The sequence below is a fragment of the Polaromonas sp. P2_G11 genome (assembly GCF_056403595.1).
On sequence record NZ_JBFUFE010000003.1, the window covers coordinates 123,665 to 136,396 of the forward strand.

Annotated in this window: 10 protein-coding genes; 7 read left to right on the top strand and 3 right to left on the bottom strand. The window is 61.6% G+C overall.

Translation table 11 applies throughout. The features are described from left to right. The first annotated feature begins 159 nt into the window (after positions 1–159). Positions 160–2,289, top strand: coding sequence for an acyltransferase family protein (locus AC1DWQ_RS11275; RefSeq protein ID WP_477669728.1), 2,130 nt, complete (start codon positions 160–162; stop codon positions 2,287–2,289). A 40-nt stretch (positions 2,290–2,329) separates the two neighbouring features. Here AC1DWQ_RS11275 and lolD read toward each other — a convergent pair whose 3' ends face one another. Further along, the gene (lolD, locus tag AC1DWQ_RS11280; RefSeq protein WP_477669729.1) at positions 2,330–3,064 is read right to left on the bottom strand and encodes a lipoprotein-releasing ABC transporter ATP-binding protein LolD; all 735 of its coding nucleotides are present in this window, start codon (positions 3,062–3,064) and stop codon (positions 2,330–2,332) included. Next, positions 3,057–4,310, bottom strand: coding sequence for a lipoprotein-releasing ABC transporter permease subunit (locus AC1DWQ_RS11285; RefSeq protein ID WP_477669730.1), 1,254 nt, complete (start codon positions 4,308–4,310; stop codon positions 3,057–3,059). Before AC1DWQ_RS11285 ends, lolD begins: the two co-directional genes overlap by 8 nt. A 128-nt stretch (positions 4,311–4,438) precedes the next feature. Here AC1DWQ_RS11285 and AC1DWQ_RS11290 point away from each other — a divergent pair, with 128 nt between their 5' ends. From AC1DWQ_RS11290 to AC1DWQ_RS11300, 3 genes are all read left to right on the top strand, one after another. After that, complete coding sequence (locus AC1DWQ_RS11290) at positions 4,439–5,455, top strand: hypothetical protein (RefSeq protein ID WP_477669731.1); 1,017 nt, start codon at positions 4,439–4,441, stop codon at positions 5,453–5,455. Positions 5,456–5,473: 18 nt separating this feature from the next. Then, complete coding sequence (gene recJ / locus AC1DWQ_RS11295; protein ID WP_477669732.1) at positions 5,474–7,198, top strand: single-stranded-DNA-specific exonuclease RecJ; 1,725 nt, start codon at positions 5,474–5,476, stop codon at positions 7,196–7,198. A 433-nt stretch (positions 7,199–7,631) separates the two neighbouring features. Continuing rightward, on the top strand, positions 7,632–8,213 hold the full coding sequence (locus tag AC1DWQ_RS11300) for a DUF2325 domain-containing protein (RefSeq protein WP_477670203.1): 582 nt from the start codon (positions 7,632–7,634) through the stop codon (positions 8,211–8,213). Between the two features lie 54 nt (positions 8,214–8,267). On the opposite strand, the gene AC1DWQ_RS11305 is transcribed toward AC1DWQ_RS11300, so the two are convergent. Continuing rightward, positions 8,268–8,936 carry a glutathione S-transferase gene (locus AC1DWQ_RS11305; protein WP_477669733.1) on the bottom strand — a complete coding sequence of 223 codons (669 nt, stop codon included), beginning with the start codon at positions 8,934–8,936 and terminating at the stop codon, positions 8,268–8,270. 264 nt (positions 8,937–9,200) lie between these two features. Between AC1DWQ_RS11305 and AC1DWQ_RS11310 the strand changes: the two genes are divergently transcribed. The 3 genes from AC1DWQ_RS11310 (at position 9,201) to AC1DWQ_RS11320 (ending at position 12,729) form a co-directional block, all read left to right on the top strand. Continuing rightward, positions 9,201–10,268: an ABC transporter ATP-binding protein gene (locus AC1DWQ_RS11310; RefSeq protein ID WP_477669734.1), complete on the top strand. Its 1,068-nt coding sequence runs from the start codon at positions 9,201–9,203 to the stop codon at positions 10,266–10,268. Between the two features lie 83 nt (positions 10,269–10,351). Beyond that, on the top strand, positions 10,352–11,647 hold the full coding sequence (locus AC1DWQ_RS11315) for an ABC transporter substrate-binding protein (RefSeq protein WP_477669735.1): 1,296 nt from the start codon (positions 10,352–10,354) through the stop codon (positions 11,645–11,647). Positions 11,648–11,814: 167 nt separating this feature from the next. Then, on the top strand, positions 11,815–12,729 hold the full coding sequence (locus AC1DWQ_RS11320) for an ABC transporter permease (RefSeq protein WP_477669736.1): 915 nt from the start codon (positions 11,815–11,817) through the stop codon (positions 12,727–12,729). The last annotated feature ends 3 nt before the right edge of the window (positions 12,730–12,732 follow it).

A 12,732-nucleotide genomic window follows, 5' to 3' on the forward strand; every position in this document is an offset into this window, starting at 1 on the left:
TGGACGCGGCGATGCGGGCCCCGAGCTGCGTCGGATCGGGTATTCTCTGACGGCGCCGAGTCCAGCAACTAGTGTTCTTGTCGAGCGCTGGAATAACGACCACGCAATCCCCACCCGCAAGATGCCCCATACGCAGAAAAATTTTGTGAGGGAAGCTCTTTGAGCGACTATAGACCTGACATTGACGGGCTTCGCGCCATTGCAGTCCTGTCAGTCATCAGCTTTCACGCCTTCCCGACGTGGCTTGAAGGAGGCTTTGTAGGCGTTGACGTTTTTTTTGTCATCTCGGGATACCTGATCTCCCGCATCATCCTCACCTCCCTCCATACGGGGCAATTCAGCATCCTTGGTTTTTATCAACGGCGAGTGCTGCGAATTGTGCCGGCGCTGACGGTCGTCCTGATCGCCGTATTTGCCGTTGGCATAGCCCTGCTGTTGCCCTCCGACCTTCGAGACCTAGGCGCGCACACCCTTGGAGGAGCGGGATTCTTCTCAAACCTCCTGCTCTGGCGGGAGACAGGTTACTTTGACACCTCGTCATCGGCTAAGCCGCTCCTTCACCTTTGGTCGCTCGGCGTGGAAGAACAGTTCTATTTGCTGTGGCCCGTGTTACTTTGGACCGCTTACAAGCGCCGGGGCGGTGTTGTGGCACTCCTGGCCGCAGTCGGACTTGGGTCGTTTGTGCTCAGCGTCATGACGCTTGAATCTAATCCTGCGGCCGCGTTTTATTCGCCTGCAGCCCGGTTCTGGGAGTTGCTTGCCGGAGCAGCTCTCGCGCAATCCAGCTCAAAATCGAACGCTGGTCGCATTCAACGGTGGCAACGCATCGTCAGCGCAGATATGCTATCAACTCTTGGAGGGTTAACCCTTGCGCTGAGCATATTCTTTACTTCGGAGCTCCATGGATTTCCAGGTTGGTGGGCTATTCCTCCGGTTGTCGCGGCCTTTTTACTCATCGCGGCCGGGCCCGTAGCCTGGCTCAACCGAATGGTGCTTTCACAGCCACTATTAGTATGGATCGGCCGGATCAGCTTTCCGCTTTACCTCTGGCACTGGCCGCTCCTCGCATTTCCGCATATTCTTGGTGGCGCCAGCGCATCTATGACAACGCGCGTTGCGGCGGTTGCAGCTAGCTTTGTTCTTGCCTGGCTAACTTTTGCCTTTATTGAGCGCCCAGTCCGCTCGGCCAGAAGGCTTTCTCAACCACGTCTCGCCGGTTTTCTCCTTGCTCCGCTGATCCTGGCCGGCATGGGCGGCTTCCTTGCATTGCAAACGGAAGGCTTGGGCCAGCGTCCCTGGATTCAGTACTGGGCTCGTTTCGATAAGAGCATCGCGATGAGTCCGCAGGCTAAGGACTGCTTCGACCTTCCCTCAGCGCACACGGCAGAAACGTGGATGTGTACCTGGGGCAAATCCGGGCCAGTCTCGACATTCGTCATAGGCGACAGCCACGCGCTCAGCGTGCTGCCCGCGCTTGAGGCGCTATCGACAGAAAATCGTGAGCGGATCGCCTTTGCTGGCGCATCCGGTTGCCCACATTTGCTTGGCATCCAGTCGGTACGCGACAAGGAAGGTGCGGTAGATTGCTTGCTCTTGAACGAGCGCGCTTTCGACTATGTAGTGAAGAATGGCATCCCGGCCGTTTTTCTCTTTGCCAGATGGACTTACTACACCGGGGGCAAGACCCGGCCTTGGGACCTCAACTTTCTATCGACGAACATGCGCTTGCCTAACTCGAAAGCCATGTCACGCGAATCATTTGTCGTCGGGCTTAGTCAAACCGTGGAGCGCTACAAGCGTGCGGGTGTCAAGATTTTCATCTTCAAGGACGTACCACAACAGCTGGTCGATCCAAAGAAAGTGCTACGGCGATTACGCTACAACACTGATTCCATCAATGACGCGGCAGTTCCAACCGATACACATCTTGCAGATCAGCAGTGGGTAAACGCACAGATTGATCGAGAGGCGATGAATGGTGCTGAAGTTTTGTCATTCAACGACCTGCTATGCAATGCTGCTGTCTGCCCTCTGGTCGACCGCGAGATGTTCCGGTATTTTGACGACGACCACCTCAGCGTTCACGGTGCAATGCTTGTGCTGCCGCGTATCCGGCAAGCCTTGCAAGCTGACAGCTTAACGGCTCACCACGCGAAACTGAAGCCCGTCAAAGACTCGCTCGCCATACGAAGCCTACCAGCACCATCGCAGATTGATGCTGCAAATTCCCCCGTCAGATCGGGCAGACCTCGAAGCATCATGGAGTCCGTGGACCAACTACCCAACTAGCCTCGCAATCGACGCGGTCACTTGGCATCGATGCTGTCGCTCAACCCCACTCCGACAAACGCCCCGAGACCAACCTGAAACGCCGCCCGCAACGCGAAGCCAGCGTTTCATCATGCGTGACCAGCACAAAGGCTGTGCCGAAGTCGCGCGCCAATTGCAGCATCAGTTCAAACACGCCGTCGGCGGTTGAACGATCCAGGTTGCCGGTCGGCTCATCAGCCAGCACGCACGCAGGCTGCGTGACCAGCGCACGCGCAATCGCGACGCGCTGGCGTTCGCCGCCTGAGAGTTCTGCTGGGCGGTGATGGATGCGGTCTTGCAGGCCCACGGCGGCCAGCATCTTGGTGGCGACGCGCGCGCATTCCGCAGGGGACTCACGGCGGATCCACAGGGGCATGGCCACGTTGTCGAGCGCGCTGAATTCGGGCAGCAGGTGATGGAACTGGTAGACAAAACCCAAGTGCTTGTTGCGCAGATCGCCTTGTTGTTGGGGTGACAGCGACGACAGCATCTGGCCCTTGAGTTCAACCTGGCCGCTGGTGGGGGCGTCGAGCCCGCCCATCAAATGCAGCAACGTGCTTTTGCCGGAGCCTGAGGCGCCGACGATGGCCAGCGTTTCACCGGCGTGCACTTGCAGGTCTACGCCATGCAGCACGGTCAGGTCGATCAGGCCTTCGTGGAAGCGTTTGGTGAGGCCCTTGGCCTTGAGCACCACTTCGCCGTTCGCGTTGGTGCTTTGCAGCGTATTCGTCATGTCGTTCTTGAGTTCACTCATAACGGAGGGCCTCCGCGGGGTTCACGCGGCTGGCGCGCCAGCTGGGGTAGATGGTGGCCAGGAAAGACAGCACCAGGGAGATAACCACGATCGGCATGATGTCGGCGTATTGCGGTTCACTCGGCATGCGGCTGATGAGATAAATGTCTTTGGGCAAAAAGCTGGCGTTGAGCGCGCGTTCAATGGCCGGCACGATGACGTCGATGTTGAAGGCAATGCCCAGGCCCAGAACGAGGCCCGAGAGCGTGCCGATGACGCCGACCAGTGCGCCCTGCACCATAAAAATTTTCATGATGCTTTTGGGGCTGGCGCCCAGCGTGCGCAGGATGGCGATGTCGGCGCGCTTGTCGGTCACCGTCATCACCAGCGTGCTGACGAGGTTGAAGGCCGCGACTGCCACGATAAGCGTGAGGATGATGAACATCATGCGTTTTTCAAGCTGCACGGCGGCAAACCAGGTTTTGTTCTGGCGCGTCCAGTCGCGAATCAGCAAATCACCGCTCAGGCTTCTTGACAGCTCAAACGCGACTTCGCGCGCCTGGTGCAGGTCTTTCAGCTTGATGCGGATGCCGGTCGGCCCTTCGAGGCGGAAGATCCGCGCGGCGTCGTCCTGGTGCATCATGACCAGGGCCGAGTCGTATTCAAAATGGCCGGAATCAAAGGTGCCGACCACTGTCATTTGCTTCAGGCGCGGCACCACACCCGCCGGGGTGACCTGGCCGCTGGGCGCGATCAACGTGACGCTATCGCCCTCACGCACGCCCATGGCGCGGGCCAGCTCGCCGCCCAGCACCACGCCGAAATTGCCGGGCACCAGCTTGGCTAGCGTGGGGCCGGACGTCACGGCGAGGTCGGTGACCTGGCCTTCGAGTGCCGGGTCTATGCCGCGTACGACGGTGCCCTTCATGTCTTCGCCGCGCGCCAGCAGGGCTTGCGCGGCGATGAAGGTGGCGGCGCCGGTGACCTGCGGGTTGGCCTTGATTTCAGCCAGGGTTTTTTCCGGATTGGGCAAGGCAGCGCCGTTGGGGGCGAATACCTCGATGTGCGAGATCACACCCAGCATGCGGTCGCGCACTTCCTTCTGGAAGCCGTTCATCACGCTGAGCACGATGATGAGCGCGGCCACACCGAGCGCAATGCCCAGCATGGACACGCCTGAAATAAAAGAAATAAAGCCGTTGCGCCGGGTGGCGCGGCCGGCGCGGGTGTAGCGCCAGCCCACTATCAGCTCATAAGGAATTTGCATACTCAACCTGGTAGTCGTTGCGGGCCACGGGTGGCCAGCTCGAACGGATTCTTATAGGGTGCGATTTAAGCGCGCAAATTGAGCGCCCAAATTTGAACGCCAATTGTGGCATCCCGGACAATAGCCCCATGTCAGCCAATTCCCCCACTCCTTTCACAGGCCCGAAGCTGCTGATTCCCTTTGCGGCCTGCAGTACGGAAGCCTGGCTGCCCACCATGAAGGCGCTGCCAGTGCAAGGCATGCGCAACCTGAGCCAATTGCTCAAAGGCATGAAGTCAGTACACACTGATACGGCAGATGCACACACGCTGTCGCCGCCGCACGAGCGAGCCTTGGGCCAGGCGCTGGGCCTTGCCACTGCGGACACGCCTGACGGGTTGATTCCGTGGGCGGCGCTGGATGCTGCTCAGCACCTGCAGGCCGGCACCGGCAAGGCCTGGGCCTGGGTAACGCCCTGCCACTGGGCCATGGGCCGCGAGCATGCCACGCTGACTGACCCGGCTGCGCTGGGCCTGAATGAAACGGAATCCCGCACCTTGCTGGCGGCGATGCAGCCTTACTTTGATGGCGACGGCATCACGATGCACTATGTGCCGGCGCTGGGGCCGGCGCGCTGGCTGGCCGAAGGCGAGGTGTTTCGCAGCCTGCCCACCGCATCACTCGACCGGGTGATGGGCCGCAACGTCGACCCGTGGCTGCCCAAGCAGAACAAGGACGACGCCCAGGGCATAGCTCGCAAGATGAAGCTGTTGCAAAACGAAATGCAGATGCTGCTGTACACCCACGCGCTGAACGATGAACGCGCTGCGCGCCGCCAGTTGCCGGTCAATTCTTTCTGGCTGAGCGGCAGCGGCGCCCTGCCCGCTGGGTATGAACCTGCCAGCCAGGCGCCGACCGCACCACGCAGCCTGGCGCAAGCCGTTTTTGCTGATGACTGGCAGGCCTATGCCCAAGCCTGGGCCGCACTGGATGCCGGCGAGATGGCGCAGCTGCTGGCCCGCCAACGCGCAGGCGAGGCCGTGCGGCTGACGCTGTGTGGCGAGCGCGGCTGGCAGACGTTTGAAACGCACCAGGCCGGCCTGTTGGCCAAAATTTCGAACCTTTTGATGCCGCAGCCCTTATGGTACTTGCGCGAGCAGCTATAAAAAAGATAGTAGACACACATGAAAATACAGGTACGCGATGTGCCCCCACGCAGCGTCTGGGCGCTGCAGCAAGCTGGCATTCACCCGCTGCTGGCGCAGCTGTATGCCGCGCGCGGCGTGAACGCGGCAGACGAGCTGGACGACGGCCTGGCCCGGCTGCTACCGCCCGCTTCGCTGCACGGCGCCGCTGAGGCGGCGCGCCTGCTGGCCGACGCGATGGCGGCCGGCAAAAAGATTTGCGTGGTGGCCGACTACGACTGTGACGGCGCCACCGCCTGCGCTGTGGCGCTGCGTGGCCTCAAGCTGCTGGGTGCGCAGCATGTGAGCTACCTGGTGCCTGACCGCGTCACTGATGGCTACGGCCTCACGCCTCCGATTGCCGAGCGGGTGAAGGCCGCTGGCGCCGACGTGCTGGTGACGGTAGACAACGGCATCGCCAGCATCGACGGCGTGGCGCGTGCGCGCGCGCTGGGCATGCAGGTGCTGGTGACAGACCACCACCTGCCCGCGCTGAGAGACGGCGAAGTGGTGCTGCCCGAGGCCGACGTGATCGTCAACCCAAACCAGCCTGGCTGCACGTTTGAAAGCAAATCGATTGCCGGCGTGGGTGTGATGTTTTATGTGCTGCTGGCGCTGCGTGCCGAGTTGCGTGCGCGTGGTGTGTTTGACGCCGCCACACAACCGAAGCTCGACGCACTGCTGCCGCTGGTGGCCCTCGGCACCGTAGCCGACGTGGTGAAGCTGGACGCCAACAACCGCCGGCTGGTGGCGCAGGGCCTCAAGCGCATACGCACGGGCCATTTGCCCGCGGGCCTGGCCAGCTTGTTCAAGGCAGCGGGCCGGCAGGCGCCGGTAGCCACCACGTTTGACTTTGCCTTTGCGCTGGGCCCGCGCATCAATGCGGCAGGCCGACTCAGCGACATGACACTGGGCATTGAATGCCTGCTGACCGACGACCCGGCGCGCGGCGACGAGCTGGCGCAAATGCTGGACGGCATCAACCGCGAACGCCGCGACATTGAGGCCGGCATGCGCGAGCAGGCGCAACTGGCGGCTGACGCAATGATTGACGAAGATGAGGAGCCGCCGCCGGCGATTGCCATCTTCGACCCGGAGTTCCACGAAGGCGTGGTCGGCATCGTGGCCTCACGCGTCAAAGACAAGCTGCACCGCCCGACGTTCGTGTTTGCCGCCAGCCAGGCCGACGGCAAAGAGCACGAGCTCAAGGGCTCGGGCCGCTCGATTCCCGGCTTTCATTTGCGCGATGCGCTGGACCTTGTGGCCAAGCGCCACCCCGGCGTGCTGCTGCGCTTTGGCGGCCACGCCATGGCAGCCGGCTGCACCATTGCCGAAGAGCACTTTGAAGTGTTTGAAAGTGCGCTGCAGCAGGTGGCGCACGAATGGCTGGATGCCGCCACGCTGACGCGCCGCATGGACACCGACGGCCCGCTGCCGGCCGAATATCGCCGCACCGACGTGGTCGACACGCTGCACAAGGAAGTCTGGGGCCAGGGGTTTGCAGCCCCCACCTTCAGCGAAGTGGTGGAAGTGGTGTCGCAGCGGCTGGTGGGTGAAAAACACCTGGCGCTCAAGCTCAAGCACCAGGGCCAGCCGGTCGACGGCATCTGGTTTGGCCACACCGAATCACTCCCCGCACGGGTCAAGCTGGCCTTCCGGCTGGATGCGGACGAATGGCAGGGCGTGAAGCGGGTGCGGTTTCTGGTGGAAGCGGCTGAGCTCTGACGGCCCGCTACCTCAAAGCCCTGGGTTTCTTAAGCGAATCGGGGTTTTGGCCAATAAGGGTGTGCGCAAGCAGCTCCTGAATTGATAGCAAATAGGGATACTTCAAGGGTTTCATCTGTTTACCCAAAAAGGCATAAGCCCTTACTCCAATTGAGAGTAATTCTCATTTAAGATGGGTTTTGCCCTTTTATCGGCTGATGCTTCGGTTGCCTCTTCGATTGCATATCGTTCGTTTGTTGACGGGGGCGCCTTCATCTTATGGAGCCCCGACATGCAAGGACCCTGTACCTCTCTGCCCGGCCTTGACCGGGAACACCGCGCCCTGCTCGCCCAGTACGGCGAGATCCAGAAGCGCTGCAGCACGGTGATTGCCGTGCAGGCCGCGGAAATCTCGCGCCTGCAATCCCAGGCGGTGCGCCTGCGCGCGGCGGCGATGGTGCGGGAGACGGCGCTGGCCTGGGAGCGTGAAGACCGGCAGGCCGTGGAGGCGGCCATCCCCGGCCTGCCCAAACGGCTGACGCTGGCGCGCCGGGTGGAGTGGCTGATGGGCCGTGTCCATGACTTGCAGGGTTTGGTGCGGGAACGCCTGGGCCGGCAAAAGAACACGGCGGCCCCGGCCACGCTGGCGGCGGCTTTACCAGCTTCGCAAGCCACAGCCGCCCTGCATGAAAAGTCGGTGCTGTGCGTGGGCGAGCAAGGCGCCGGCACCACCGCAGCCCGGCGTGTTGTTGAAATGGCTGGCGGGCACTTTTTGCACCATGCGGGTGACGACCTGCAGGACGCAGCCGCACTGGAGGCCAGCCTGGTCGCCGCCGACCTGGTGATCTGCCAGACCGGCTGCGTGAGCCACGACGCCTACTGGCGCGTGCAGGACCACTGCCGGCGCACCGGCAAGCAGTGTGTGCTGGTGGGCCAGCCGCAGGCCATGCAGTTTGTGCGCAGCCGGCAGGCGCCTGGCCTGCCAATCACTCCAGAAACCCAGAATATCAAGTCAAAAACGGCTCCAGCCCTTTAAGAGTTTGCGCGAGCAGCTATTGATTTAATAGCACCTCAGCAAGTTCTGCCGATGTCACTGCAACGCAAACTCACCGCCACGCGCAATCGCACGCTGGTAGGCGGGCCTGGCGTGGATGCGTGCCAGGAAATCCATCAGCCTGGGCCGGCTCTCGTTAAGCCCGCCGCGCGCGGCAGCCGCCTCCAGCGGAAAGCTCATCTGGATGTCTGCGCCGCTGAACTCGGCGCCGGCAAACCAGTCGCTCTGGCCCAATGACATTTCCAGGTAATCCAGGTGCTGGCGCAGTTGCGGCTCGATAAAGGTCTTCTTGACCTTGCCGGCGATGGCGCGGGCAATCGGCTTGACAAAAAACGGCATGGGAGAGTTCTCTACCTTGTCGAACACCAGCTTGAGGAGCAGCGGCGGCATGGCCGAGCCTTCGGCGTAGTGCAGCCAGTAGGTGTAGCGCAGGTGCGCAGGCGTGCCGGCCTCGGGCGCCAGGCGGCCGGCGCCGTAGCGCGCCACCAGGTATTCAATGATGGCGCCCGACTCGGCCAGCGTGAACTCACCATCCGTGATCACCGGCGACTTGCCCAGCGGATGCACCGCGCGCAGTGAAGGCGGCGCCAGCATGGTTTTAGGGTCGCGCTGGTAGCGCTGGATTTCATAAGACAGGCCCATCTCTTCCATCAGCCAGAGGATGCGTTGCGAGCGGGAATTGTTGAGGTGGTGCAGGGTGATCAAGGACGGCTCCATAAGACGGAAGCGCTGATGGTAGGCCATGGACTGCTGGCTTCAAGCCCCGGCGGCGACAGGAAGAAAACCTGAAAAGAGGACACGGGGGCACACCCAAACCTGACAGTCGGAAGTTTCAGGAACTTCTGGTTACAGCATGCACCAGCATGGCAGGCAGGCACGGCTTGCTCGGCACCAGAATCATGCATTTTGTACACAATATGGCCATAGATCGCATACAAAGCTGGCACAAGCCTTGCACAGAAGCTTGGCATGAACGCTCTTGCCAGCCCGCCCCCTGTCGCCATTGAAGCCATTGCGCTGACCAAACGGTACGCGCAGCAAGACAAGCCAGCGGTTGACGGCATCAACCTGCGCATTGCCAGCGGCAGCTACTGCTGCCTGCTCGGGCCTTCGGGCTGCGGCAAAAGCACCACGCTGCGCATGATGGCGGGCCACGAGTCCGTCACCAGCGGCGACATCCTGCTGGAAAACCGCAACATCACCGACCTGCCCGCCGCCGGCCGCGGCACGGCGATGATGTTCCAGAGCTTTGCGCTGTTTCCGCATCTTTCAGCGCTCGACAACGTGGCCTTCAGTTTGAAGATGAAAGGCGTGGACAAGGCGGCCCGCCGCCAGCAGGCCAAAGACTTGCTGGAGCGGGTGGCGATGGGCCACCTGGCCGAACGCAAGCCGGCCGAGCTTTCGGGCGGGCAGCAGCAGCGCGTGGCGCTGGCGCGCGCGTTGATCACGCAGCCGCGTGTGCTGCTGCTTGATGAGCCGCTGTCGGCGCTGGACCCTTTCCTGCGCATCCAGATGCGCGCCGAGCTGCGGCGCTGGCAAAAAGAGCTGGGGCTCACCTTTATCCACGTTACGCACTCGCAGGAAGAGGCGATGGCGCTGGCCGACACCATGGTGGTGATGAACCACGGGCTGATCGAGCAGGTGGGCTCGCCGCACGAAATCTACAACCGTCCCGCGAGTGAGTTTGTGGCGCGCTTCATGGGTGGGCACAACGTGCTCGACACGCCCACCGGCAAGATAGGCGTGCGCACCGACCACATGCAGATCACCCCGGCCGGCGATGCCGCGCCTGACGCGCCGCACAACCGGCGCGCCGTGGTGACCGACGTCGAATACCAGGGCCCGTATGTGCTGTTGGGCCTGCAGAACCCGGGCGTTTCACCGACGGCCCACAGCACCGCCGAGTTGTCGGTGATGGTGCCGGAGGCGGCGTTTGCGGCCCGGCCTTATGCGCCGGGCGACAGCGTGCAACTGTCATGGGCGCCCGAAGCGGCGCACACGCTGCAGGCCGCCCCTCCTGCCGTCATTAGTGCCTGATCCGTAAGGCTCACAGAAATACAGATTTTTCAACCGTCCCTTCGCAAGAAGATTTCCACCCAAGCCACCAGGAGTTTTTCACCATGTCCGACGCTCTTCCTGATCAAAAAGACACCGCCATCGACACCACCGTGGGCGGCGTGCCGCGCCGCGCTTTGCTCAAGGGCACGGCCGGCATTCTGGCCACGGGCCTGTTTCCTGCCGTGCACGCGCAGGAAAAAATCGTGCTGCGCTACCTGGGCACCGCCGTCAACCAGGACAAGGCCATCGCCGAGAAGTTCAAGGCCGACACCGGCATCACGATTCAGTACGTGGCCGTGACCACCGACGACGTGACCAAGCGCGCCGTGACCGCGCCCAACAGCTTTGACCTGATCGACACCGAGTACTTCTCGCTCAAGAAAATCGTGCCCACGGGCAACCTGAAGGGCATTGACACCAAGCGCATCAAGAACGCCGACAAGATCACCACGCTCTTCACCACCGGCACCGTGGCCGGCAAGGCCGTGGGCGACCAGGGCACCGCGCCCAAGAAAGTGATTTACCTGGAAGGCGAAAAGAGCAAGGTCTTCGCCAAGAGCCCGACGCAGTTCATGTCGCTCATTCCCACGGTCTACAACGCCGACACGCTGGGCATTCGCCCCGATTTGATCAAGCGCCCCATCAGCTCCTGGGCCGAGCTGCTGAACCCCGAGTTCAAGGGCAAGGCCGCCATCCTGAACATTCCGTCGATCGGCATCATGGACGCCGCCATGGTGGTAGAGGCCAAGGGCATCTACAAGTACCCGGACAAGGGCAACATGACGAAGAAAGAGATCGACCTGACGATCGCCACGTTGATTGAAGCCAAGAAGGCCGGGCAGTTCCGCGCGCTGTGGAAAGACTTCAATGAGTCGGTCAACCTGATGGCCTCGGGCGAAGTGGTGATCCAGTCGATGTGGAGCCCCGCCGTGACGGCCGTGCGCACCAAGGGCATCGCCTGCAACTTCCAGCCGCTGAAAGAAGGCTACCGCGCCTGGGCCGCCGGCTTTGGCCTGCCCGCTACGCTGTCGGGCAAGAAGCTGGACGGTGCCTATGAGTTCATCAACTGGTTCCTCGACGGCTGGGCCGGCGCGTATCTGAACCGCCAGGGCTATTACAGCGCCGTGCTGGAAACCGCCAAGGCCAAGATGGAAGCGTATGAGTGGGCCTACTGGATGGAAGGCAAGCCGGCTTCGCAGGACATCAAGAGCCCGAATGGCGATGTGCTGGCCAAGACCGGCGCGGTGCGCGACGGCGGCAGCTATGAAGCCCGCATGGGCGGCATCGCCTGCTGGAATGCGGTCATGGACGAGAACAATTACATGGTGCAGAAATGGAATGAGTTCGTCGCTGCGTAAATAAGTACCCCCCTGTGGTCGCTCACTTCGTGTAGCGGCCTCTCCCCTACAGGGGACGACACTGCGGCCCGGCTAAGCCGGTTCCGCGTGTCCTGGAACGGGCTTCGCTTCGCTTGCCCTTGATACCGGACGCCGGCGGTAAGCGCAACTCAACCATTTGGATTTTTATGAGCACACCTGCAATCACTGCCCATTCGAGTCCGGCCAAGGCGCCGGGGCGCAGCCTTGCGGCCTGGTGGCAGGCTACGCCGTTGACGGCGGTGTTTGTGGTGTTCTTTCTGGTGCCACTGGCGCTGGTGTTGATGGTGAGCTTTTGGGACTTCAATGAGTATGAGTTGCTGCCCGGCTTTACGCTGAAGAATTACTTCGCCGTCTTTGAAGGTTGCGGCAACACGTCGGAGATGTGTGTCACCTTCAAGACGTATCTGTCGACCTTCAAGTTCAGTTTCCTGGTCTGGCTGATCACGCTGGTGACGGGGTTTTCGGTGTCGTACTTTCTGGCTTTTTATGTGCGCTCGCAAAGCGTGCAGACGCTGCTGTTCGTGTTGTGCACGATCCCGTTCTGGACGTCCAATGTGATCCGCATGATTTCCTGGGTGCCGCTGCTGGGCCGCAACGGCCTGGTGAACCAGAGCCTGACGGGCCTGGGCATCGTGAACCAACCTGTGGAGTGGCTGCTGTTTTCTGATTTTTCGGTGGTGCTGGCGTTTGTGCACCTCTACACCATGTTCATGATCGTGCCGATCTTCAATTCGATGATGCGCATAGACCGCAGCCTGATCGAAGCGGCGAATGACAGCGGCGCCTCGGCCTGGCAAACGCTGTGGAATGTCATCGTGCCGCTGTCGCGCACGGGCATCATCATCGGCTCGATTTTTGTCATCACCATCGTGATGGGCGACTTCGTGACCATCGGCGTCATGGGCGGCCAGCAGATTGCCTCCATCGGCAAGATCATCCAGGTGCAGACCTCTTACCTGCAATTTCCGCTGGCGGCGGCCAATGCGGTAATCCTGCTGGCCATCGTGCTGATGATCATCTGGGCTTTAACGCGGCTGGTCGACATTCGAAAAGAGCTATGACCC